Raw genomic sequence first — 24,448 nt, forward strand, 5'->3', positions numbered from 1 at the left:
ACATGACGTCCCTGCCCACCGCACCCGTCCCGATCGTCCTCGCGGGAGCCCGCGGCCACGGCCGCTGGCACCTCGCCAACATCCGCCGCCTCCAGCACCGGGGCCTGGTCCGGCTCGCCGGAATCTGCGAACTGCGCCCCCTGGACGCCACCGAACTCGCCGCCTTCGCCGACGAACCCCCCGCCCAGTCGGACGACTTCGGCGCGCTCCTGGACTCCACCGGGGCCCGCGCCGCCGTCGTCTGCACCCCCATCCAGACCCACACCGCACTGGCGCTCACCGCCGCCGCCCGCGGCGTCCACCTCCTCCTGGAGAAGCCCCCCGCCGCCTCCCGCGCCGACTTCGACCGCATCCTCACCGGAGTGCGCGAGGCCGGGACCGCCTGCCAGATCGGCTTCCAGTCCTTCGGCTCGCACGCCGTGCCCGCCATCCGCGCACTGGTGAGCGGCGGGGCCATCGGCACGGTCCTCGGCTACGGGGCCGCCGGCGCCTGGGCCCGCGACGACGCCTACTACCGGCGGGCGCCCTGGGCCGGTCGGCGCCGCATCGGGGAGACCGACGTCGTCGACGGCGTACTGACCAACCCGCTCGCCCACGCCGTCGCCACCGCCCTCGCGCTCGCCGGCGACGGCACCGCGCACGAGGTCGCCTCCCTGGAGACCGAACTCTTCCGCGCGAACCCCATCGAGGCCGACGACACCTCGTGCGTCCGGATCACCACCACCGCCGGGCTCCCGGTCACCGCGGCCGTCACCCTCTGCGCCGAACAGGCCGGGGAACCCTATGTGATCGTCCACGGCGACCGCGGCCGCGTCACCTTCTGGTACAAGCAGGACCGCGTCCTGGTCCAGCGCGCCGGACACGGCCCCGAGGAGACCGTCCACGGCCGCACCGACCTGCTGGAGAACCTGGTCGCCCATCTGACCGGGGACACCCCGCTGCTCGTACCGCCGCACCGCACCGGCGCGTTCATGGAGGTCGTCGAGGCCGTACGCACCGCCCCCGAACCGCGCCCCCTGCCGGACGGCGCCTGGCACACCGCGCCCGGCACCGCCCCGGGCACCACCCGCCGGGTGGTGCGCGGCATCGACGCCCTGGTCGCGGCGGGCGCCGACACCCTCACGCTCTTCTCCGAACTCGGCGCCCCCTGGGCGCTCCCCACAGAGGTGAGCTCATCGTGACCACGACCACGACCGCCCTGCTGAGCTGCGCCGGCCGCCCCGTCGGCCGCTACACCTGCCCGCCGGCCACGGAGGGCCGCCCCTACCTCCATCCGGTCACCACGCTCGGCGGCACCCCCGTCACCGAGGAACGCCCCGCCGACCACGTCCACCACCTCGGCGCCTCCGTCGCCGTGCCGGACGTGGCCGGGTACAACTTCTGGGGCGGACGCACCTTCGTCCGGGGCCGGGGACCCACCGCGCTCGACAACCACGGCGTCCAGCGCCACCTGGGCTGGAAGCTCCGCGACCCGGACGGCTTCGTCGAGGAGCTGAGCTGGGAGGCCGACGGGACCGAGCTGCTGCGCGAGCACCGCACCGTCGCCACCGCCGCACTGGGCGACACCGCGTGGGCGCTGGACTTCTCCTTCTCGCTCACCAACCGGGGCGCCGACGAGCTGTCGATCGGCAGCCCGGCCACCAACGGCCGCCCCGGGGCCGGCTACGGCGGCTTCTTCTGGCGGGCCCCGAAGGAACCGGCCGCCCCCCTCCTCCTCACCGAGGACGGCGAGGGCGAGGAGGCCGTCCACGGGCGGGCCGCCGACTGGATCGCGATGAGCGGCGAGGACTGGACCCTGGTCTTCGCCGGGGCGACCGAGGAGACCCGCCGCGACCCGTGGTTCGTCCGCGGCGCCGAGTACCCGGGCGTCGGCTCCTCCCTCGCCGCCGACCGGCGCCTCTCCGTCCCGGCGGGCGCCACCGTCGTGCGCCGGATCGTCACCGTCGTCGCCGACGGGCGGCTCGACCGCGCCGCCGCCGCGGCCCTCGCCCGCCGGGCGGTGACCGCGTGAGCGCCGCCGCGACCCGCCCCTGGACCGCCGACCAGGGCGACGGCACCTACCGCAACCCGGTGCTGAACGCCGACTGGTCCGACCCCGACGTGGTGCGCGTCGGCGACGACTACTACCTCACCGCCTCCAGCTTCGGACGGGTCCCCGGACTGCCCCTGCTGCACTCGCGCGACCTGGTCAACTGGACGCTCATCGGCCACGCACTGGACCGGCTGGAGCCCGCCGCCGACTTCGCCGCGCCCCGCCACGACCGGGGGGTGTGGGCGCCGTCGCTGCGCCACCACGCCGGACGGTTCTGGATCTTCTGGGGCGACCCCGACCACGGCATCCAGCAGATCAGCGCCCAGGACATCCGCGGCCCCTGGACCGCGCCGCACCTGGTCAAGGCGGGCCGGGGCCTGATCGACGCCTGCCCGCTCTGGGACGAGGAGACCGGCGAGGCCTATCTGGTGCACGCCTGGGCCAAGTCCCGCTCCGGGATCAAGAACCGGCTCACCGGCCACCGGATGAGCCCCGACGGACGCGAACTCCTCGACGAGGGCAAGACCCTCGTCGACGCCGACACGATCCCCGGCTGGTTCACCCTGGAGGGCCCCAAGCTCTACCGGCGCGACGGCGAGTTCTGGATCCTCGCCCCGGCCGGCGGGGTGTCCACCGGATGGCAGGGCGCCTTCCGCTCCCGGGACTTCTTCGGACCGTACGAGGAACGCGTCGTCCTCGCCCAGGGCTCCACCGACGTCAACGGCCCCCACCAGGGCGGCTGGGTGACGACCCCGTCCGGAGAGGACTGGTTCCTGCACTTCCAGGACCGGGGCCCCTACGGGCGGGTGGTGCACCTCCAGCCGATGCGCTGGGACGCCGGGGACGGCGGCTGGCCGGTCATCGGCGACCGGGGCGAACCCGTCCGGGCGCACCGGAAGCCGGCCGCCCCCGAACAGACCGTCACGGCACCGGCCTCCAGCGACAGCTTCCCCGGCGGCCGGTACGGCCGGCAGTGGCAGTGGACCGCCAATCCGCGCCCCGGCCGGACCGTCGAGCACGCCGGCGACGGGCTGCTGCTCAGCTGCGTACGGACCGCGCACGCGCACGATCTGCGGGCCCTGCCGCATGTGCTCGTCCAGCGGCTGCCCGCCGAGACCTTCACCGCCGAGGTGGAGCTGAGCCTCGGCAGCGAGGTACCGGGGGCCAAGGCCGGACTGGCCGTGCTGGGCGACGCGTTCAGCTGGATCGGTCTGGAGCGGGCGGCCGACGGCGAGGAGGGCGGCGACGGCGGCGTACGGCTCGTGCACCGCTACGCCGAGTCCGTCGCCGAACGCGAACGCGACGCCGCGTACGCCCGGCCGGTGCCGGGGGCGAGCGTCCGGCTCCGCGTCGAGGTGGGTACGGGGGCGCGCTGCCGCTTCCTGGCCGACACCGGGGACGGGACCGGGTTCCGGCCCTCGGGCCAGGTCTTCGCCGCGATGCCGTGGCGCTGGGTCGGCGCCCTGCTCGGCCTGTTCGCCACCGCGCCGGAGGGCACCGGACCGGCCGGCACGGCCCGCTTCACCGCGTTCCGCACCACCGCCTGAACGGCGTGGAGCCGGCCCCGGGCCGGCTCCACGCGGAGCACCGAACCCCCCACTCACGCGCACCACCCGAGAGAACACGAGAGAGAAGAGCCGATCATGAACATCTCGAAGACGCGGCGCGGGCGGGCCACGGCCGCCGTCTCGCTGGCCGCGGTGCTCGCGCTGACCGCCACCGCCTGCGGGGACGACGGCAGCGACACCGGCACCGAGGGCAGCGGCAAGGGCGAGATCACCTTCTGGGACAACAACGGTGGTCCGCGCACCGCGATCTGGAACGAGATCATCAAGGACTTCGAGAAGAAGAACCCGGACATCAAGGTCAAGTACGTCCCGATCCCGATCGCGGACGTGCAGTCCAAGTACGACACCGCCATCGCGGGCGGCGGTCTGCCGGACGTCGGCGGCGTCGGCACCGCCTACCTGGCCAACATGGTCTCCCAGGAGGCCCTGGAACCGCTCAACGAGCGGATCAAGGGCTCCTCCCTGGACGGGAAGCTCGTCGAGGGCATGGTCGCGAGCGTCAAGGACGCGGCCGGCCGGGGCGACGAGATGTACTCCGTGCCGACCTCCGCGAACAACGGCGCCCTCTGGTACCGCACCGACCTGTTCGAGGCCGCCGGCCTGGAGGCCCCCACCACCTGGGCCAACTTCTACAAGGCGGCCGAGAAGCTCACCGACTCCAAGCACAACAAGTTCGGCTACACCATCCGGGGCGGCGCCGGTTCCATCGCCCAGGCGATCGACGCCGCGTACGGCCAGTCCGGCATCACGGAGTTCTGGAACGGCGACAAGACGACGCTCAACGACCCGAAGAACGTCGCCGCGCTGGAGAAGTACGCCGCGCTGTACAAGAAGACGACGCCCGCCGCCGACGTCAACAACGACTTCACCAAGATGGTCGCCCAGTGGGACACCGGCACCATCGGGATGCTGAGCCACAACCTCGGCTCCTACCAGGACCACCTGAAGGCCCTCGGCAAGGAGAAGTTCGCCGGCATCCCCAACCCGGTCGGTGACGGCGGCACCCGCGTCCAGGTCTCCAACCCCGTCGACGGGCTCGGCCTCTTCCGGTCCAGCAAGAACAAGACGGCCGCCTGGAAGTTCATCGAGTTCGCCGCCTCGCACGAGTCCAACAGCAAGTGGAACGAGTCCGCGGGCGCCATCCCGGCCAACACCGAGGCCGCCAAGGACCCGTGGATCAGCGCCGCCGAGCCGACCGAACTGGCGGCGAAGGCCCTCACCGACGGCTCCACCAAGATCGTGCAGCTGCCGTACTACCTGCCGGACTGGAACAACATCAGCAAGGCGGACAACGAGCCGGAGTTCCAGAAGCTGCTGCTCGGCAAGGTCACGGCCAAGGCCTTCCTCGACAAGATGGCCGACGAGCTGAACAAGGCCCAGGAGGAGTGGAAGAAGATCGGCAACGGCTGATCCACTCCGTCCGACACCCCGGTGACCGGGGGCCGGCGGCGGCGGACCCGTCCCGCCGCCGGCCCCCACCTCGAAAGGCCCCGCGCCCGCAAGGCCCCGGCCCCGTACCGCCGTGCGCCCGCGCACGCCCCGCTACGCACCCCGAGAGAGGCAGCTTCACCGTGTCACTCACCCGCAGGCAGACCGCCGCCGCCCTGGCCGCCCTGCCCCTCGCCCTCGCCACGGCCCACGCCGTGCCCGCCGCGGCCGACGACCGGCGCGGCCGCCCCCGCCCCCGTACCGTGCACATCGCCGGGGACTCCACCGCCGCCCAGAAGTACGCCGACGCCGCGCCCGAGACGGGCTGGGGCATGGCCCTTCCCTTCTTCCTGGGCCGCACCCTCACCGTCGCCAACCACGCGATGAACGGCCGCAGTTCCAAGAGCTTCATCGACGAGGGCCGGCTCGCCGCCCTGCTCGACGGGGTCCGCGCGGGCGATCTCGTCCTCGTCCAGTTCGGGCACAACGACGAGAAGACCGACGACCCGGCCCGCGGCACCGATCCGTACACCACCTTCCAGGACTGTCTGCGCCAGTACCTGGACGGGGCGCGCGCCCGGCACGCGCTGCCGGTCCTGCTCACGCCCGTCGAGCGCCGACGCTTCGCGGCGGACGGTACGGCCAGGCCCACCCACGGCGCGTATCCGGACGCGATGCGGCAGCTGGCCGCCGAGGAGGGCGTCCCCCTGCTCGACCTCCAGGCCCTCACCCTCGCCCGCTGGCAGGAACTGGGCCCGGACGCCACCGAGGCGTACTTCAACTGGCTGGAGCCCGGCCGGTCGCCCAACTACCCCGAGGGCCGGCAGGACAACACGCACTTCCAGCCCCGTGGCGCCATCGAGGTCGCGCGGCTCACCGCGCGGGCCCTGACCGCCGCCCGGGTCCTCGCCCCGCGCGACGTGCGCCGCACCGACGAGCCGGTGCCCGCCGAGTGGATCAGCTGGCCGCAGCCGGTCTGAGGCACGCGCCCGGCCACCCCCCCACCCTCACGTCCTCATCACCTCATCACCTCACGAACGAAGGAACCGCCATGCCCGCACGCATGTGTCATGCTCGCGCCATAGCCCTGGTGATGGGCAGCGCCTCCCTGGCGCTCGCCCTGACCGTCCCCGCCCAGGCCGCCCCGAACGGGGGCGCCGCGCACCACCGGGGCATCGAACGCGCCGTCCTCCCGCAGGGCGACGGCTGGGCGTCCGCCGAGGGCTCCACCACCGGAGGCGCGGCGGCCACCCCCGACCACGTCTACACCGTGACCGACCGGGCCGAACTCATCGCCGCCTTCGAGGACGCCGGGGACGCACCGAAGATCATCAGGATCGACGGCACCGTCCACGGCAACGCCGACGCCGCGGGCGATCCCATCGGCTGCGAGGCCTACCAGACCGACGGCTACACCCTGGACAAGTACCTCGCCGCCTACGACCCGGACACCTGGGGCCGCACGGAGGTCCCGTCCGGACCCATGGAGGACGCCCGCCTGGCCTCCGCCAAGCGCCAGAAGGACGCCGTCAACGTCTACGTACCGTCCAACACCACCATCGTCGGCGTCGGCAAGGACGCCACGGTCATCGGCGCCAGCATCCAGATCCAGAACGTCTCCAACGTCATCGTCCGCAACATCACCTTCGAGGACACCTACGACTGCTTCCCCCAGTGGGACCCCACCGACGGGGACACCGGCCACTGGAACTCCGAGTACGACAACCTCGTCGTCTACGGCTCCGACCACGTCTGGGTCGACCACAACACCTTCAGCGACGGCGACCGCCACGACGCCGACCAGCCCCGCTACTTCGACGAGCTGTACCAGCAGCACGACGGGCTCTTCGACATCGTCAAGGGCGCCGACCTCGTCACCGCGTCCTACAACGTCCTCAAGGACCACGACAAGACGATGCTGATCGGCAACAGCGACAAGGCCGGGGACACCGACCGGGGGCACCTCCGCGTCACCCTGCACCACAACCTCTTCAAGGACCTCAACGAGCGCGCCCCCCGGGTCCGCTTCGGCCAGGTCGACTCCTACAACAACCACTTCGTCGCGACCAGGGGCAGCGTCTACGGCTACTCCTACGGCATCGGGGCCGAGTCGCACCTCGTCGCGGAGCACAACGCCTTCTCGCTCAGCGGCGAGTTCGACCGGGCGAAGATCCTCAAGAAGTGGTCCGAGTCCTCGCTCACCGCCGGGGACAACTACGTCAACGGCCGCCGGACCGACCTCGTCGCCGTCCACAACGCCGGAGTCCCCGCCGAGCAGCTCACCACGGGCGCCGGCTGGACCCCCACGCTGCGCAACCGCGTCGACCACCCGCTCCTCGTGCCCCTGGTCGTCGGGGTCTCGGCGGGCGCGGGCCGGATCCCCGGCGCCTGACCGGACGTCCCTCCGGGCCGGGACCCGTCCGCCGCCCGCGCGGCACCGGACGGGCCCCGGCCCCGCCCCCGTACACGCACCCCCGCCCCACCCGCGACCGTGCAAAGGATGGACCGCCCATGCCCAGCAGACGCCGTGCCCTGACCCTGTTCGCCGGCGGCGGCACCGCCCTCGCGCTCGCCGCCGCCCCCACCGCGCAGGCCCACGGCCTCCCCGCCTCCCGCCCCTTCGGGCGCCACGGCTCGCCCGCCCGCCGCCCCGACGCCGGCACCCTCTACGTCGACGCGCGCGGCCGGGGCGACCACACCACCGTCCAGGCCGCCGTGGACGCCGCGACCGGCACCGGCCGCACCCTGGTCATCGCCCCCGGCACCTACCGCGAGACCGTCGACATCCCGGCCGACCGCACCGGACTCACCCTGATCGGCGCGAGCGGCGACCCGCGCGACACCGTGATCGTCTTCGACCACGCCAACGGCACGCCCCGCCCCGACGGTTCGGGCACCTACGGCACCAGCGGCTCCGCCACCGTCACCGCCCGGCCCGCCGGACTCACCGCCTACGCGCTGACCTTCGCCAACGACTGGCTGCGCGCCGACCACCCGGCCTACACCGGGACCCAGGCCGTCGCGATCAAGGTGACCGGGGACCGCTCGGCGTTCCTCCGCTGCCGCTTCCTCGGCCACCAGGACACCCTGTACGCCGACTCCGCCTCCCTCACCGACGTCGCCCGCCAGTACTACCGCGACTGCTACGCCGAGGGGGACGTCGACTTCGTCTTCGGCCGCGCCAGTGCCGTCCTGGACCGCTGCCACTTCCGCACCCTCGCCCGCACCGACCTGGCCTCCGCCCCCTACGGCTTCGTCTTCGCGCCCAGCACCGCCGGGGCCAATCCGCACGGCTTCCTCGTGCTGCGCTCCCGCGTCACCAGCACCGCCCCGGACGGCTACTTCAAACTGGCCCGCCCCTGGGTCCCCTCGTCCGACCTCACCGCGCACCCCATGCTGACCGTCCGCGACAGCGTGCTCGGCGCGGGCATCGACACCGACGCGCCCTACGGGACCATGTCGGCCGGGTTCCCCTGGCAGGACCAGCGCTTCGCCGAGTACCGCAACACCGGACCCGGCGCCCGTGTCACCGTCCCCGCCAACCGCCCGCTGCTGACCGACGCCGAGGCCCGGCTGCACACCCCGGCCGCCTGGCTGGGCGACTGGCGGCCGTTCGCCTGAGCACGGCCGGAGCCCCGCCGGACGCCTCCGGCGGGGCTCCCGCCGCACGGGCACCGCGCCCCGGCCGTCACCGCGCGGGCGGACCGAACCCGTCGCCCACCGAGACCCGTTCGCCGGAGGCCCGGAGCGCGCGGACGGTCACGTAGTCGCCCGACGCGTCCCGCGCCCCCTCCGCGTGGTTGTACTGCCCGGCGAAGGTGTGCGTGCCCACGGGCACGGTCCGGCCCGGCCGCAGCGCCCACCGGTAGACCAGGAAGCCCCCGTCCTCGCTCGCCGACACGGTGAAGTCGTCCTCCGGCAGCGACCGCCAGGAACCGGTGGTGTTCACCCCGCCGGTGAGCGCGATCCGCAGCTCCACGGTGAGCGAGGTCAGCGGCTCCGCCGTTCTGACCGTCACATCGCTCTGCGCCCAGTACGCGTTGCTGTGCGGATCGACGACCGCGTCCGTCCACAGCGGCCCGTCCTCGGGACGCAGCGACCCCGGCCCGGGGGGCCGTGCGGCGTCGGGAGCGGGGGAGGACACGGCGGAGGACGGTGCCGGGGAGGACGGTGCGGGAGAGGACGGTGCGGGAGAGGACGCCGGGGGCGCCGCCACCCGCTTCCCGCTCCCCCCGTCCCCGTCGGCCGGGGCGACGACGAACGCCCCGAAGGCCAGCACCCCGCAGACCGCGGCCGTCGCCCCGGCGACCCGCAGCCACGGTGTCGCACGGCGCGGCGGGCGCACCGCACGGGACGGCCGGCGCGCCTCCTCCATCCCGCGCCCGACCCGGGCCAGCATCCGCTCGCGGTCCGGGCGGTGCGCCTCGGCGGCCACCCGCAGCCGGCCGGAAAGCTCCTCGTCGTTCACCGCTCTCCTCTGCTGCGCTGCGCCGCGACCGCCACCTCGACCTGGGCCGCGCCCGTGTCCGGACCCAGCAGCCGCTGGAGTTCCGCGACGGCCCGCGAGGTCTGGCTCTTCACCGTACCCACCGAGATCCCGAGCACCAGCGAGGTGTCCCGCTCCGAGAGGTCGAAGGCGTGCCGCAGCACCACGCACGCCCGCTTGCGGAACGGCAGCCGGCGCAGCGCGCCCTGCACGTCCACGACCGCCGACACGTCGGGCCCCTCGGCCGCGTCCCCGTCCCCGCCGTTGCGCGGTCCCCAGAACAGGGCGATCCGGCGCCGCTCGCGCACCGCGCTGCGGATCCGGGTGCGCGCCAGATTGGCGACGACCCCCCGCGCGTACGCCACCGGATGGTCGGCCTCCCTGACCCGGTCCCAGCGGTGCCAGAGCGCCAGCAGCGCGTCGGCCGCCAGATCGTCCGCCGCGTCCGCCTCGCCGGTCAGCAGATGGGCCAGCCGGGCCAGTTCGGCGTAATGGGCCTCGAAGAACGCGTGGAACTCGGCGGCGGCATCGGTGCGCTCCACGGACGTGCCCACGGCTCCCCCTCCTTGCGCTCGGATCCCCGTGCCCGCGCGATGCGGTTGTGTACGTTCCCAGTCCCGCTCCGGCGGGTGTGCGGGGCGAGAGCGTACCAGCGAGGCCCGGAAGCGCTTCGACGCGGGTACGCCTCCGGGAGGCGTACCCGCGCCGGGTCCGTCCGCACCCGCCCTACCGCCGGAGCGCGGCCTCCATCATCGCGCGGGCGACCGGGGCGGCCAGCCCGTTGCCGCTGACCTCGGAGGCGGCGGCGCCGGAGTCCTCCACGACCACCGCGACGGCGACCTCCCGGCCCGAGGAGTCCTTCGCGTACGAGGTGAACCAGGCGTACGGGGTGTTGCTGTTGCCCACCCCGTTCTCCGCCGTGCCCGTCTTGCCGCCGACCTCGGCCCCCGCGATCCGGGCGTTGGTGCCGGTGCCCTCCTCCACGACGGTCACCATCGCACTGCGCAACTGCCGTGCCGTGGACGCGGAGACGATCCGCTCGGTGTCGCCGTCGGCGAAGTCCTCCAGCGTGCGGCCGTCGGAGTCCGTGACCTTGGAGACCATGTGCGGCGCGGCCAGCTCGCCGCCGTTGGCCAGGGCCGCCGAGACCATGGCCATCTGGAGCGGCGTCGCGGTGACCTCGAACTGGCCGATGCCGCTGAGCGCCGTCTGCGCCTTGTCCATCCCGGTCGGGTAGACGCTCTTCCACGCCCGCACGGGCACGTCGAGCTTCTCGTCGTTGAAGCCGAACTTCTCCGCCATGGCCCGCACCTTGTCCTGGCCGAGATCGGCGGCGGCCTTGCCGAAGACGTTGTTGCAGGAGTACCGCAGCGCCACCCGCAGGCTGGCGTTCTCGCAGGGCGCGCTGGCGCTCTCGTTGGGCAGCGGGGTGCTGGTCCCCGGCAGGGTGTACGGGCTGGGGCTCTTCGTCGGCACGTCCACCGAGGCGTACAGCCCGTCCTCCAGCGCGGCGGCCGCCACCACCAGCTTGAACGTCGAACCCGGTGCGAGGGGCTGGCGCATCGCCCGGTTGGTGAGCGGCTTGTCCGGATCGGCGAGGAGCTTCTTCCAGGTGTCCCCGTCCGTCGTCCCGCTGATGCCGGAGGGGTCGTAGGACGGGGTGGAGACCATGCCCAGGATCTGCCCGCTCTTCGGGTCGATCGCCACGGCCGCGCCCTTGTCGTCGCCGAGCGCCTTGTACGCCGCCTTCTGGACATCGGGGTCGATGATCGTGACCACGTCGCCGGGGGCGCTCCGCTTGCCGGTCAGTGTGTCCAGCGGGCCGAGCAGCCCGGCGTCGGTGCCGTCCAGCACATGGCTGTAGATCCCTTCGAGCTGGGTGGACCCGTAGGCCTGGGAGCTGTAGCCGGTGACGGCGGCGTAGAGGTCGCCGTCCTTGTAGACCCGCTTGTACGCGAGATCGCTGCCCTCCGTCCTGCTGGATCCGGTGACCGGTGAGCCGGCCACGATGATGTCCCCGAGCGGCTGCGCGTACTGCGCGATCGTCTTCCGCCGGTTGTGGTCGTCGTCCGCGAGCGCCCGCGCCTGGTACGCCTGCACCCAGGTCGCCCGCACCAGGAGGGCGAGGACCAGCAGCAGCGTGAAGACGGCGGTGCGCCTGATCGTTTTGTTCATCCCGCTGGACAGACGTGCGAAACGAGGCCATCCGTTCCCCGCTGTGCCGCTTCTCACCGATTTCTCACGAGCGTGACCGCAGGGGGGAGGGCCGGTCACCCCGGCGTGATGAACCCGGTCTCGTAGGCCGCGATGACCGCCTGGGTGCGGTCCCGGGCGCCGGTCTTCGCGAGGACCCCCGCGACATGCGTCTTCGCCGTCGCCGCCCCGACCCGCAGCCGCTGTGCGATCTCCGCGTTGGTCAGCCCCCGGGCCATCAGCCGCAGCACGTCCGCCTCCCGGTCGGTGAGCCGGGCGGCCCACGACGGCGGCGCGGTCCGGCGGTGCCCGCCGTGCGCGGCGGCCAGCCCCCGGACCGCCGCCGGGAAGAGGAGCGAGTCGCTGCGGGCGACGAGCCGCACCGCGTGCACCAGTTCCTCGGCCGCCGCCCGCTTGAGGAGGAAGCCCGCGGCCCCGGCGCGCAGCGCCTCGTACACGTAGGAGTCGTTCTCGAAGGTGGTGACGACGACGATGCGCGGGGCCGGGTCGAGGGTGGCCAGGATCTGTTCGGTGGCGCGGATCCCGTCGGTCTCCGGCATGCGGACGTCCATCAGCACCACGTCGGGCCGCAGGGCGCGCACCACGGACACGGCCTCGGCGCCGGTCGACGCCTCGCCCACCACCTCCAGGCCGTCCTCGGCGTCCAGGATCACGCGCAGCGCGGTGCGGACCATGCGTTCGTCGTCGGCGAGGACGACGCGGACCGGGGTGTTCATGAGGGTCTCTCCTGGTTCGTCATATGTCCTCCGGGGCGGCGGGGGTGCGCAGGGGGAGGAGCGCGGTGAGCCGCCAGTCGCCGTCGTGCTCCCCGGCCGAGGCGCTGCCGCCGAGCAGGGCGGCGCGTTCGGCGATGCCGCGCAGCCCCCGTCCGCCGCCGGGGCGGACCGCCGCGGGCCGCGCGCCCCGAGGGCTGTCCAGGACGATCTCCAACTCCGCGTCGCGCACCGCGGTCCGCAGCCGCACCGGACCCTCCCGGCCGCCGTGGCGCAGCGCGTTGCTCAGCCCCTCCTGGACGATCCGGTAGGCCTCGCGGGAGACCGCGGCGGGGACCCGTGAGAGCTCGCCCTCGGGGGTGTGCGCGACGGGCAGTCCGCAGTGGTCCAGCAGCGCGTCCAGGGTGTCGAGCCCCGGTCCGGCCGGGCCCTCGCCGCCGTCCGGGCCGTCGTCGTCCCGGCGCAGCAGCCCCAGCACGGCGTCGAGTTCGCCGACGGTCCGGCGGGTGGTCTCCTCGATGGCGGTGAGCGCGGCCCGGACGAACTCGGGGTCGCGGTCCAGGACCCGGCGGGCGGCCCCGGCCTGGAGGGTGACGGCGCTGAGCGCGTGGCCGACGGAGTCGTGCAGTTCGCGGGCGAGCCGGTTGCGGGCGGCGAGTTCGGCGGCGCGGCGCTCGGCGGCGGCCAGCCGGTCCTCGGGCGTCGGGCCCAGCAGGACCGGGGCCCGTCCGGCGAGCAGCGCGCCCGCCGCCGCGGCGCAGCCGGCCAGCGCCGCGAGCATGGCGAGCGAGCAGAGCGGGGCGAGCGCGAGGACCGGGAAGCGGTTCAGCTCCGGGGGCAGACCGAAGGCGGCGGACTCGCGCAGCCCCGGGAAGAACGGCAGCCCCATGACGGCGACGGCGAACGGGACGAGCGCCAGCGTCGCGCCGCTGACCAGCGTGCCGACGCCGGTGTGCAGGGTGAACCAGGCGGCCGAACGGACCCTGGCCTGCCGGGTCCCCGCCGTCCCCTCGGCGAGCCGGACCCCGGGCGGCAGTCCGCACAGGGCGCGGGCGGCGGCCACCGACAGCGGCCGGGTGAGCGGCAGCAGCCCGCTCACGGCGGCCATGGGCAGCGCGCAGACGTACGAGAGCAGCTGGGAGGTGAGCGAGGTGAAGCCGTTGGCGTCCGGCCGGAACAGCCCGACGACCACCGTGCCGACCAGGTAGTACGGCATCAGCAGGGCGCCGCCGATGATCAGGTGCAGCCAGCGGCGACGGGCGCGCCGGCCGAGCAGGAGCCTCACCCGTGGGGCTTCCGCGACCGCACGGCGTGGGAGCGTTCCGCGAGGAAGTGGGCACCCGCCGTCATCACCATCGCCCCCACCAGCATCTGGACAGCGTAGATCAACACCATGACGGAGGTGGGGCGTTCGGCCGCGTTGTCCTGGGGGAGCAGGGCGGCGAGGCTCATCCAGCCGCCCCAGCAGGCGGTGGCTCCCGAACCGCCCCAGGCCAGGGCGAGCGGCACCCGCAGCGGCAGTTCCGTACGCCGGAAGGCCAGCAGCAGCACCCCGGCGGCGGTGGCGGCCACGAAGAGGGCGTAGACCGCTTCCAGCACGTAGAAGCCGCTGTCGCGCTGGGCGGCACGGGCCTCGCTGAGTCCGGCGGACGCGCCGGCGGCCCAGAGCAGATGGGCGGCGGCGGGGGCGAGCGCGATGAGCGAGACGGCGACGGCGGCGGCCCGCAGCGCGGGCGTCGTGGGCGTGTTCGGCAGTTCGCGCAGGGTGCCCCGCCAGAGGTGGCCCCAGCGGTCGCGGGCGTACAGGGCGAAGAGGGTGCCCAGGGCGAGGCCCTGGAGGATGAAGCCGCCGTAGACGACGCCGAAGACCCATTCGCGCAGGAACGGGCGGCCGGACTCGTCCTGGACGACCTGCCCGCCCAGCGCCCGGACCAGCAGTTGCAGCGGATAGCCGGTCATGATCGGCAGCAGCAGCCCGGTCGCCACCCACATCGGCAGGGCGAGCAGCCAGGCGGGCACCCGCCGCCCCCACGGCCGGGTCAGCAGCAGCGCGAGGACGACGACGGCGCTGTCCATCACCACCGAGCCCGCGTTGGCGACGACGAGCGCGGTGGCGTGGTCGAGGAGTTGGCTGCCGTCCGGGATGCCGACGCGGCTGCCGCAGATCCACGCCGTCTTGAGCGCCAGGTACGGGACGCAGGCGACGATCGCGACGGTGCGCAGGACGAGGCGCGTGCGGTCGGTGGCGGGCGGGGCGGAGGCCGCCGCGGGCGCGGGGGCGGTGGAGGTCCGTGTCATGCCGTCCAGGCTTCCGCGCGGGCGGCCGGGGCACCTCCTGCCCCGTGACGATCCGTCTCCGCCGCGCGGCGGAGACGGATCGCGGCCGGTGTCAGACCAGTTCGGGCCGCAGCTCCGGCTGCGGCGCCACGGCGGGCTTCGGGTCCCACTGCCGGACGGTGCGCACGTACAGCGAGATCACGGAGACCAGCGCCAGGATCAGCAACGGGCCGAACACCCACGGGTGGGCGGCGAACTGCGTCGAAAGGAAGCGGGCGGCCACCAGGATCGCGGTGAACACCGCCGTGCCGTAGCCGACGAGCCGGGTCGCGGACCGGTCCCAGCCGCGCTCCAGCGCGCGCAGCGCCGTCTCGATGGTGAGGGTGAAGATCACCCCGGTGATGATGTCGATGCCGTAGTGGTAGCCGAAGCCGAGCGTCGCGGCGAGCGTGGCGAGCAGCCAGAACGTCCCCGCGTACCGCAGCACGCGCGGACCCCGGCGGGAGTGGATGAAGATCGTGGTGGCCCAGGCCGTGTGCAGACTGGGCATGCAGTTGCGCGGGGTGATCTCGTCGAACGGCATGTGCTCCGGGCCGACGCGCGGCGGCATCACGTCCGGCCAGATGTCGGCCACGGCCCAGTGGCCGCCGTCGGCGCCGAAGGCGAAGATCGGCCCGACGACCGGATAGATCATGTAGATGGCCGGCCCCAGGAGCCCGATCACCAGGAAGGTGCGCACCAGGTGGTGGGGCGGGAAGCGGCGGTCGACGGCCACCTTGCGCAGCTGGTAGACGGCGACGACGACGGCGGCCACGGCGAGCTGGGTGTAGACGGAGTCGAGGAAGACCTCGCCGACGTGGCCCGTGGACCGCACCATCCGGCCGACCAGCCAGGAGGGGTTGCCCAGCGCGTGGTCGGCGGTCGCCACGTACTGGTCGAGCACCTGCGGCCGGGTCTTGGAGGTGATGAGCAGCCAGGCGTCACCGGTCTTGCGCCCGGTCACCAGCAGCAGCCCGAGCCCCACGCCCTTCAGCAGCAGGAGGCGTTCGGAGCCGGTACGCCGGGTGACGGCGAACACCGCGGTGCCGATGATCACCCACAGCGCGCCGCTGCCGAAGGGGTGCCCCTGGGTGACCGGGGCGTCCGCGATCCAGCGGATCAGCAGGATGAGGAGGTCGACGCCGATCGCCGCCCCGAGGGCGAAGGCCCGCTGGCGCCAGGTGAGCACCACCATCATCAGCCCCATGCTGCCGTACAGCAGGAACCCGGAGACGGGCGGGAGCACCACCTCGCGCGCCTGGTTGACGAGGGGGCCCGGCACTCCGTAGTGGCGTGCGGCGAACTCCAGGGCGACGAGGAAGCCGAGACCCACCACCCCCACCGCGGCCCACAGTGCCGTCCGGGGGCTGCGCCCCGTGCCGGGCTCGTCGCCGTCGGTTATTCGGGAGGACGCCCGTATTCGGGAGAGCACCCGCGATGCGTTAGGTATCAAGAGTCTGGCCGTTTTGTCAGGTGACGGGGGAGTACGTCACGAGGTGGGTCACTCGGCGCGCCGGGCAGCACGGTTCATCCGGTGGAGGGGTGAACGATGAGGTCAATCGTCATGAATTCGAGCATGTTATCGGAGGGGTGTACGAGGCCCTCGAAGGTCATGCCGAAAACGCGGCGGACCGGAGGGGTCCGCCGCGTGGGGGCTGGGTGGATGCGGGGCCGTCGTGTGCGGGTGGGGCGGGGCCGGGGCGTCGCGCGCAGGTGGGGAGGGGCCGGGGCGTCGTGCTCGGGCGGGGGCGGTCAGAGCCGCCGGGTGGCCAGGGTGAGCCGGTCGCGGGCGTCGAACAGGGCGTCCTTCACCATCTGCTCGTGCGCCGGGGTCAGCCGGGCGACCGGCACCGAACAGCTGATGGCGTCCCGGGCCGGGGTGCGGTACGGCACGGCGACGCCGAAGCAGCGCAGCCCCAGCGTGTTCTCCTCGCGGTCCACGGCGTAGCCCTGTTCGCGGATGACGTGCAGCTCCTCGATGAGCTTCTCGCGGTCGGTCAGGGTGTGCTCGGTCAGCGCCGGAAGCGTCTCGGGCAGCATCTTGCGGACCTGCTCGTCGCTGTGGGTGGCCAGCAGCGCCTTGCCCAGCGAGGTCGAGTGCGCGGGGAGCCGGCGGCCGACGCGGGTGAACGGACGCAGATAGTGCTGGGACTGGCGGGTGGCGAGGTAGACGACGTTCGTCCCGTCGAGCCGGGCGAGGTGGATGGTCTCCGTGGTGTCGTCGGAGAGCCGGTCCAGGGTGGGGCGCGCGGCCGCGACCACCTCGTCGCCGTCGATGTAGGAGGTGCCGACCAGCAGCGCGCGCACCCCGATCCCGTACCGCGTCCCCGTCGCGTCCGTCTCCACCCAGCCCAGCTCCACCAGGGTGCGCAGCAGCATGTAGAGGCTCGACTTGGGGTAACCGACGGCCTCCTGGACCGCGGCGAGCGAGTGCATGCCCGGCCGCCCGGCGAAGTACTCCAGCAGCTCCACCGTCCGTACCGCGGACTTGACCTGTGCCCCACCACCGGACTCGGCAACCGACATCGTCCTACGCCCCTTCCAGCACACCTACAGAACCCAGCGACTTCTTGCCAACACCGAACGCCCGGAAATAGAGTCGCTTCATATTCACGATCAGGAACTCTGTTCAGAATACCGAACAACTTCTGATGTGTGGCAGCGGAGCGGAAGGAAACACGGTGGCAGCAGCACCAGTCTGGAGCGTCGACCCCCGCACCGGGAACCCGCGTGAGCAGGTTGCCGTGGAGGCTACAGCGGAGGAGGTCGACCGCGCGGTCCGGGCCGCCCACGCCGTACGCGACGCGCTCGCCGACCGCACCGTACGCGCCGAGTTCCTGCGCACCGCGGCCGATCTGCTCGCCGAGGCGGGCGACCACGTCATCGAGGCCGCCGACGCCGAGACCGCCCTCGGCCCCGCCCGGCTGACCGGCGAACTCGCCCGCACCGCCGCCCAGCTGCGCGCCTTCGCGGAGGTCGTCGAGGAGGGCGCGTACCTCGACATCCACATCGACCACGCGGACCCCTCCCGCACCCCGCCCTGGCCCGACCTGCGCCGCTACAAGATCCCGCTCGGCGTGGTCGCCGTCTACGCGGCCAGCAACTTCCCGCTCGCCTTCTCCGTCCCCGGCGGCGACACGGCCAGCGCCCTCGCGGCCGGCTGCCCCGTCGTCGTCAAGGCGCACCCGGACCACCCCGCCACCTCCGAACTCTGCGTCTCGGTCCTGCGCCGGGCCGCCGCGCGCACCGGACTGCCCGAGGACGTCGTCGCGCTGGTCCACGGCTTCGAGGCCGGCGTCGAACTGGTCCGCCACCCGCTCGTCTCCGCCGCCGGCTTCACCGGCTCGGTCCGCGGCGGCCGCGCGCTGTTCGACGCGGCGGCCGCCCGCCCGGTCCCCATCCCCTTCCACGGCGAGCTGGGCTCCCTCAACCCCGTCGTCGTCACCGAGGCCGCCGCCGCCGAGCGCGCCGAGCAGATCGGTGCCGGGCTCGCCGGCTCGATGACCATGGGCGCGGGCCAGTTCTGCACCAAGCCCGGATTCGTCCTCGTCCCCGAGGGCGAGGCCGGCGACCAGCTCCTGAAGGCGCTCACGAGCGCCGTCAGCGACACCGAGGCCGGGGTCCTGCTCGACCACCGCATGCGCGAGGCCTTCCTCGCCGGCGTCACCGAACGCTCCGCCCTGCCCGAGGTCGACGCCCCCGTCACCCCCGGCGCCGGCGGCGAGCACACCGTCGCGGCCGGCTTCCTCACCGTCCCCGCCCGGCTGCTCACCGCCGAGGGCCCGCACGACGCGCTCCTGGAGGAGTGCTTCGGCCCGGTCACCGTCGTCGCCCGCTACGCCTCCGCCGACGAGATCACCACCGTCCTCTCCCGGCTCCCCGGCAACCTCACCGCCACCCTCCAGATCGCCGACGCCGAGGCCGACGGCTCCGCCGCCCCCCTCCTCGCGGCGCTCACCCCGCTCGCCGGCCGCGTCCTCGTCAACGGCTGGCCCACCGGCGTCGCCGTCGCCCCCGCCCAGCACCACGGCGGCCCCTACCCCGCCACCACCTCGACCTCCACCTCGGTCGGCGCCACCGCCATCGAACGCTGGCTGCGCCCCGTCAGCTACCAGACCACCCCCGAGCCCCTGCTCCCGCCCGAACTGCGCGAGGACAACCCGCTCCACCTGCCCCGCCGCGTGAACGGACGCCCCGCATGACCACCCCCGACCTCCCCGAACTCCCCTTCGCCCTGGAGCCGTTCGGCCCCACCGCCGACTGGGCCTACGAGGACGGCGTCCTCACCACCCGGGCCGGCGCCCGCCAGGACCGCTTCGTCCCGCCGGGCGGCGACGGCCTGGAATCGGTCAGCGACGCCCCCCGGCTCCTGGGCGCCGCACCCGAGGGCGACTTCCAGCTCATCGCCCGGGTGCGGGTCGGCTTCGCCGCCGCCTTCGACGCGGGCGTCCTGTACCTCCACGTCGGCGACCGGGAGTGGGCCAAGATCTGCCTGGAGCTCTCCCCGGACCGCCCCACCATCTGCACGGTCGTGACGCGCGGCCAGTCGGACGACGTCAACTCCTTCGTCGTGGACGGCGACACGTACTGGCTCCGCCTGAGCCGCACCGGCAACGCCTTCGCGTACCACGCCTCCCCGGACGGCGAGAAGTGGACTTTCGTCCGCGTCTTCGCCCTCGGCCCCCCGGAGCACACGGCCCCCGCCTCCATCGGCTTCCTCGCCCAGTCACCCACGGGCGAGGGCTGCGAGGTCGCGTTCGACCGGATCGCGTTCCGCGCGACGGGGGTGGCGGACCTGCGGGACGGGAGCTGAGGGAGGACACCGTCCCGGTCACGGTCCGGCCCCCGGTCATCGTCCCGCCCCGGTCACCGGTGCGGGACGGTGACCACGATCTTCCCGGTGTGGGTGTTGGACTCCATCAGCCGGTGCGCGTCCGGCATCCGCTCCAGCCCCTCGAAGACGGCCGCGATCACGGGATCGAGCGCGCCGGCGCGCAGCCCGGAGGCGATGAAGGCGGCGGCGCGCAGGCGGGCGGCGGGATCGCCGGAGAGTTCCAGGTTGCTGTAGCCGATGACGGTGAGCGGCCAGTTCATGGGCATCTCGGTGGGCCGCCCGTCCAGCCAGCCGTAGACGACGAGGGTGCCGCCGGGGACGGCGGCCTCGCCCAGCCGGGCGAAGTCCGGCCCGCCGACCGCGTCGAGGACGACGGCGGCCCCGCGCCCGCCGGTGATCCGGGCGACCTCCTTCACCACGTCCTCGTCGTCGGTCGTGACGACGTGCGCGGCGCCCGCGTCGAGCAGCCCCTGCTTCTTCGCCGCGCCGCGGGTGGTGGCGACGGGTACGGCCCCGATGAGCCGGGCCACCTGAAGGGCGGCCGTGCCGACGCCGCTGGACGCCCCGGTGATCAGGACATGGTCGCCGGGACGCAGCCCGCCCTTCTCCAGCAGGGCGCCGTACGCGGTGGAGTACGCGGTCCAGACGGCGGCGGCCCGCACCGCGTCGACGCCCTCGGGCACGGGGATCACCTGCGAGGCCGGGACGACGACGCGCTCGGCGTACAGACCGTGCCCGCTCAGCTCCCCGGCCGGGGTGGCGATCACCAAGTCCCCGGGGGCGATGCCGCTCACCCCGGGACCGACCGCCTCGACGGTGCCGGCGGCCTCGTAACCGTTGCGGGAGGCGGGGAGCGTCGGCCGGTAGAAGTACGTTCCGGCGCGGAAGAGCGCCTCGGCTCGGTTCAGACCGAGGGCCTCCACCCGGATCAGGACCTCGCCGGGCCCGGGGGCGGGAAGCGGCACCTCCTCGACGGTGAGGACATCGGGATCACCGGTGGTGTGAAAAAGAACGGCGCGGGTGGTGGCGGGAGTTGATATCTGTTCCTTCGTCATGTGCACCACCGTAGGAACGCGGGACGAGACGATCCATGTCCTGGAATCCCCGTTCCATGTCCGATCGTGCTCCCCGGGCCCCGGGTGGATACGCTCCCGCCATGGATGTCCTGAGTGACGTGATCACGGCGATGCGGGCGGGCCGTCCGCACTCCTCGCGCCGCCTCAAGCACGCCCCCTGGGGCATGCGGTTCCCGGCCTCGGAGGGAGCCGGGTTCCATGTGGTGCTGGAGGGAACGGCGTGGCTGATCCCGCCCGGGGACGACGCCGTGCCCGTCCGCCTCGGCGCAGGCGACGTGGTCTTCCTCGCCCACGGCCGCGGCCACGCGCTGGCCGACGACCCGGACACCCCGCTGGAGGACGTGGTCCCCGGCCCGGACGGCACCTGGCCGACCCCGGCCGACGTACCGCCCACGGACCGGGACGCCCCGACCACCCGACTCCTCTGCGGCGCCTACCAGTTGAACCGCTCCCGCGCGCACCCCCTGCTCACCCACCTCCCCGACGCGGTCCACCTCCCCGCCCGCGTGGGCACCCACCCCGCCCTGCGCTCCGCCATCGACCTCCTCGGCACCGAACTCCGCACCCCGCAGCCCGGCTCCGACGCCATCGTCCCCGCCCTCCTCGACACCCTCCTCCTCTACATCCTGCGCGCCTGGTGGCTGGACGAGAGCCACGCCCCGAGCCGCCCCGGTGAGACCGCCGGGGCGGGCACCCCTGCCGCCGGCCCCGGCGGGGCCACCGGCTGGGCGGCCGCCCTCGCCGACCCGCCCGTCTCCACCGCCCTCGACGCCCTCCACGCCGACCCCGCCCACCCCTGGACCGTCGAGGAACTCGGCACCCTCGCCGGCCTCTCCCGCGCCGCCTTCTCCCGCCGCTTCACCACCCTCCTCGGCCAGCCGCCCCTCACCTACCTCACCTGGTGGCGCATGACCACCGCCGGCCACCTCCTCCGCACCGACGACGCCCCCCTCCGCGTCATCGCCCAACGCACCGGCTACACCTCCGAGTTCGCCTTCGCCAAGGCCTTCAAGCGCGAGTTCGGAGTGGCGCCGGGGCGGTACCGGGGCGGGGTGGGGTGAGGGTGCGGGGCGGGGCTGTGCGCCACCGGGGCGGTACGTGTATCGGCCATCTTCGGGGCGTGAGGAACCACAGGGCGGCGGGCATGTGATTCCCGATGAAACCGGCACGGAAGCGAACGTGCATATATCTATCCCGCCTACTCCACGTGACCGACTGATACACGCTGGGCTCCCCACTCCTGTCTGACGTGGCCTGAACAAACCTCGCGCCCGAACGAGATGCCCCCTTCTCCCGTGCGAAGCCGCGCCTGTGAGTAGCTTGTGACCGCCTGCGCGGAAACTGCGGGTGTTCATGGGTCTTTCGTGACTCATGTGGGGGCTCTGGGGAGGGCGCAGTGCGTAAGCACGGAGAGCGGTTCGGCATGCGTGGGTCCGGGCGTTGGCGAACGCTGACGGTCGGTGCGCTGCTTCTGGCCCTGTCGGCCGGGACGATTTCCGCGGACAATTCTCCTGGTGCGCCGTCGTCGACACCCGCCGCAGATGCCTCGGCCCCGGCAATCGAGCCCCTTCCGTCACCGGGCGCGACCAAGGGAGAGGCGCCGACGGCACAGGTCGGGAAGCCCGGTCCCTCACCGGCGGCCACAGCCGCAGCGGACGCCACGACGACGAACAACGCCGTCTACGCGTACGACGCGACCGGCCGTCTGGTCGGAGTGAGCGACCCCGACGGTGAAACGGCGCGCTACCGCTACGACGAAGCGGGCAACCGCCTCGGCGTCGACCGCTTCCCCTCCAGCACGCTCTCCGTCCTCTCCCTGGTCCCCGTGCGCGCCAAGACCGGCCAGACCGTGACCCTGTCAGGTAGCGGCTTCGCCACGGCCGCCGCCTCCAACATTGTCAAGTTCGGCTCCGCGCAGGCCGATGTGGTGAATGCTTCCGCGACGCGGCTGGAGGTCAAGGTCCCTGCCGGGGCGGGCACGGGCAAGGTCGCGGTGACCGTGGGCGGCGTGACCGTGTCGTCGCCGGAGACCTTTACGCCTGCGTCGTCGGGGCCTGCTCTCACCGCCATGGCGCCGACGAGTGGCCTGGCGGGGACCCAGGTGACCTTGACCGGGTCGGAGTTCGCCTCCAGCGTGACGGACAACGTGGTGAGGTTCGCCGGTGGCTCTCTCGCGGAAGTGACGGCCCGAACCGACACGGCTCTGACCGTTCTCGTTCCGCCTGGTGCTGTCTCCGGGCCAGTAGTGGTGTCCACGCCCGACGGTTCAGCGTCGTCGACCACCTTCAGAATGCTCTCTGGTGGCGCATCCGAGTTCGAGACCACGGTCACGACCTCAGTGACCGACGAGACGCCCCCGACAGTGGCCGTGACGACGCCCGGCAACAAGGCGAGGGTCCTTTTCGACGGAGACGCCGGACAGGACATCAGCTTCGGCGTGTCCAGTTCCACGTTCAACAGCACCGTGAGCCTGCGTCTCACCGATCCGCAGGGGGCACAGGTCGGTACGGCTTCTGTGCCCGCGAGCGGCGGGGACTGGGACGTGCCGAGCCTGCCGGTCGGTGGGCGCTACTGGCTCGATGTGGAGCCGGGCGCGAACAACATCGGAGCCGCGACCATCACGGTTTCGGCCACCACCGGCGGTCCCCTCGACTTCAACGCCCCCACACTGCAGACCGCGATCACGCGCCCGGGGCAGGACGGACGATGGTCCTTCAGCGGTGTGATGGGCCAGTCGCTGAGCGTCGGGATCGGATCGTCGGGCTTCACCAAAACGCTGGCGGCGCACCTTTACGGCCCCGACGGCAAGCGCATCACCTCGGCGGACACCAATGTCCCGGCCGGGTCCACCGGTTCCATCGATCTCGACACCCTGGCAGAGTCGGGTACGTACGTGCTGGTCGTGGACCCGGATTCCGGTGGTACCGGAACTGTCAGCGTCACTCTGTCCAGCTTCGCTCAGCTCCCGGCGCTCGATCCCACCGCGCCCGGCGCCGATCTCGCCATCACCCGGCAGGGCCAGAACGGCCGAGCAGAGTTCGGGGCTGCGGCCGGCCAGCGTTTCCAACTCTGGTTGCAGTCCACAGGATTCACATCCTTTGTGAGTATCGGCATCCACGCGCCTGACGGATCGTCGTTGGCCGACTTCACCCTTCCTGTCGGAGCAGGCAAGGAATGGGACAGCCCCGCTCTGCCTGCCACTGGCACGTACACCATCGTCTTCTCACCCGACAAAGCGGCTACGGGAACACTGGGAATTACGCTCTCGCAATCGCTCGGGGTGGCCCAACTGTCACCGGCCGGGGACTCTGTCCTCGTCGAACTCAACCGTGCGGCGCAGAACGCGGAGTCGGTGCTTCAGGGGCAGATCGGGGACCACCTGTCTTTGGGCGTCACCGAGAACACCTTCATGAAGACGGTCTATCTGTCCGTGACGGCACCTTCGGGGAAGACCGTCGTCGACCAGCAGTTCATAGCCGCAGGCTCTGCGGCCAGAGTGGCGGTGCCGGCTCTGACGGAGTCGGGCACCTACTCCCTGGTGGTCAATCCGGCTCAAGGGGCGACAGGATCGCTGCGCGTCACCCTGTCCGCCGACGTACAGGTGTCGCTGTCCCCGGATGGGGCTACTGCGCCTGTTGCGGTTGAACGTGCTGGGCAACAGGCCACGGGGTCGTTGCCCGGCGCGGGCGGGGACCACCAGTGGGGGGGGATTTCGGGGGAAAAAATAAAGAAGTACCATTAAGTTTGCGTTTTGTGACCAAACCGCCAAACCCCGGTGGGA

20 protein-coding genes are annotated in these 24,448 nt (G+C 73.1%); 11 read left to right on the forward strand and 9 right to left on the reverse strand.

Annotation, left to right across the window (positions count from 1 at the left end):
- Positions 1–2 precede the first annotated feature (2 nt).
- The 7 genes from ACZ4FH_RS36225 to ACZ4FH_RS36255 all read left to right on the forward strand — a co-directional run bounded on the left by ACZ4FH_RS36225 (position 3) and on the right by ACZ4FH_RS36255 (position 8,649).
- A complete protein-coding gene (locus ACZ4FH_RS36225) occupies positions 3–1,181 on the forward strand; it encodes a Gfo/Idh/MocA family protein (RefSeq protein WP_467310304.1) in 1,179 nt (392 codons plus the stop codon).
- Positions 1,178–2,011: a DUF6807 domain-containing protein gene (locus ACZ4FH_RS36230; protein WP_467310306.1), complete on the forward strand. Its 834-nt coding sequence runs from the start codon at positions 1,178–1,180 to the stop codon at positions 2,009–2,011. Before ACZ4FH_RS36225 ends, ACZ4FH_RS36230 begins: the two co-directional genes overlap by 4 nt.
- Positions 2,008–3,579: a glycoside hydrolase family 43 protein gene (locus tag ACZ4FH_RS36235; RefSeq protein ID WP_467310308.1), complete on the forward strand. Its 1,572-nt coding sequence runs from the start codon at positions 2,008–2,010 to the stop codon at positions 3,577–3,579. Before ACZ4FH_RS36230 ends, ACZ4FH_RS36235 begins: the two co-directional genes overlap by 4 nt.
- 96 nt (positions 3,580–3,675) lie before the next feature.
- Entirely contained in the window at positions 3,676–5,010 is a 1,335-nt protein-coding gene (locus tag ACZ4FH_RS36240) for an ABC transporter substrate-binding protein (RefSeq protein ID WP_467310310.1), read from the forward strand.
- A gap of 161 nt (positions 5,011–5,171) precedes the next feature.
- Positions 5,172–6,008 carry a rhamnogalacturonan acetylesterase gene (locus ACZ4FH_RS36245; RefSeq protein WP_467310312.1) on the forward strand — a complete coding sequence of 279 codons (837 nt, stop codon included), beginning with the start codon at positions 5,172–5,174 and terminating at the stop codon, positions 6,006–6,008.
- Positions 6,009–6,079: 71 nt separating this feature from the next.
- Positions 6,080–7,420 (forward strand): pectate lyase family protein, encoded by a 1,341-nt coding sequence (locus ACZ4FH_RS36250; RefSeq protein ID WP_467310314.1) that lies wholly within the window; start codon positions 6,080–6,082, stop codon positions 7,418–7,420.
- A gap of 119 nt (positions 7,421–7,539) precedes the next feature.
- A complete protein-coding gene (locus ACZ4FH_RS36255; RefSeq protein WP_467310316.1) occupies positions 7,540–8,649 on the forward strand; it encodes a pectinesterase family protein in 1,110 nt (369 codons plus the stop codon).
- Between the two features lie 67 nt (positions 8,650–8,716).
- On the opposite strand, the gene ACZ4FH_RS36260 is transcribed toward ACZ4FH_RS36255, so the two are convergent.
- From ACZ4FH_RS36260 to ACZ4FH_RS36295, 8 genes are all read right to left on the reverse strand, one after another.
- Entirely contained in the window at positions 8,717–9,496 is a 780-nt protein-coding gene (locus ACZ4FH_RS36260) for a hypothetical protein (RefSeq protein ID WP_467310318.1), read from the reverse strand.
- Positions 9,493–10,068 (reverse strand): SigE family RNA polymerase sigma factor, encoded by a 576-nt coding sequence (locus tag ACZ4FH_RS36265; RefSeq protein WP_383649551.1) that lies wholly within the window; start codon positions 10,066–10,068, stop codon positions 9,493–9,495. The genes ACZ4FH_RS36260 and ACZ4FH_RS36265 overlap by 4 nt, the downstream gene beginning before the upstream one ends.
- Before the next feature lie 172 nt (positions 10,069–10,240).
- Complete coding sequence (locus tag ACZ4FH_RS36270) at positions 10,241–11,689, reverse strand: penicillin-binding transpeptidase domain-containing protein (protein WP_467310321.1); 1,449 nt, start codon at positions 11,687–11,689, stop codon at positions 10,241–10,243.
- 95 nt (positions 11,690–11,784) lie between these two features.
- Positions 11,785–12,444: a response regulator gene (locus tag ACZ4FH_RS36275; protein WP_467310323.1), complete on the reverse strand. Its 660-nt coding sequence runs from the start codon at positions 12,442–12,444 to the stop codon at positions 11,785–11,787.
- 19 nt (positions 12,445–12,463) lie between these two features.
- Positions 12,464–13,726 carry a sensor histidine kinase gene (locus ACZ4FH_RS36280; RefSeq protein ID WP_467310325.1) on the reverse strand — a complete coding sequence of 421 codons (1,263 nt, stop codon included), beginning with the start codon at positions 13,724–13,726 and terminating at the stop codon, positions 12,464–12,466.
- On the reverse strand, positions 13,723–14,739 hold the full coding sequence (locus tag ACZ4FH_RS36285; RefSeq protein ID WP_467310327.1) for a hypothetical protein: 1,017 nt from the start codon (positions 14,737–14,739) through the stop codon (positions 13,723–13,725). The genes ACZ4FH_RS36280 and ACZ4FH_RS36285 overlap by 4 nt, the downstream gene beginning before the upstream one ends.
- Positions 14,740–14,830: 91 nt before the next feature.
- Entirely contained in the window at positions 14,831–16,111 is a 1,281-nt protein-coding gene (locus ACZ4FH_RS36290) for a phosphatase PAP2 family protein (protein ID WP_467310339.1), read from the reverse strand.
- A gap of 398 nt (positions 16,112–16,509) precedes the next feature.
- Positions 16,510–17,283, reverse strand: coding sequence for an IclR family transcriptional regulator (locus ACZ4FH_RS36295; RefSeq protein WP_383649533.1), 774 nt, complete (start codon positions 17,281–17,283; stop codon positions 16,510–16,512).
- A gap of 155 nt (positions 17,284–17,438) precedes the next feature.
- Here ACZ4FH_RS36295 and ACZ4FH_RS36300 point away from each other — a divergent pair, with 155 nt between their 5' ends.
- The gene (locus ACZ4FH_RS36300) at positions 17,439–18,959 is read left to right on the forward strand and encodes an aldehyde dehydrogenase (NADP(+)) (RefSeq protein WP_467310329.1); all 1,521 of its coding nucleotides are present in this window, start codon (positions 17,439–17,441) and stop codon (positions 18,957–18,959) included.
- On the forward strand, positions 18,956–19,570 hold the full coding sequence (locus ACZ4FH_RS36305) for a DUF1349 domain-containing protein (protein WP_467310331.1): 615 nt from the start codon (positions 18,956–18,958) through the stop codon (positions 19,568–19,570). The genes ACZ4FH_RS36300 and ACZ4FH_RS36305 overlap by 4 nt, the downstream gene beginning before the upstream one ends.
- Positions 19,571–19,623: 53 nt before the next feature.
- Here the strand turns inward: ACZ4FH_RS36305 and ACZ4FH_RS36310 are convergent, their stop codons facing one another.
- Positions 19,624–20,646, reverse strand: a complete 1,023-nt coding sequence (locus tag ACZ4FH_RS36310) for a zinc-dependent alcohol dehydrogenase family protein (protein ID WP_467310333.1) — start codon at positions 20,644–20,646, stop codon at positions 19,624–19,626.
- 101 nt (positions 20,647–20,747) lie between these two features.
- On the opposite strand from ACZ4FH_RS36310, the gene ACZ4FH_RS36315 reads away from it, so the two are divergent.
- Positions 20,748–21,728, forward strand: a complete 981-nt coding sequence (locus ACZ4FH_RS36315) for an AraC family transcriptional regulator (RefSeq protein WP_467310335.1) — start codon at positions 20,748–20,750, stop codon at positions 21,726–21,728.
- Between the two features lie 335 nt (positions 21,729–22,063).
- On the forward strand, positions 22,064–24,409 hold the full coding sequence (locus tag ACZ4FH_RS36320; RefSeq protein ID WP_467310337.1) for an IPT/TIG domain-containing protein: 2,346 nt from the start codon (positions 22,064–22,066) through the stop codon (positions 24,407–24,409).
- The last annotated feature ends 39 nt before the right edge of the window (positions 24,410–24,448 follow it).

The sequence above is a fragment of the Streptomyces sp. NPDC024555 genome, assembly GCF_055559335.1.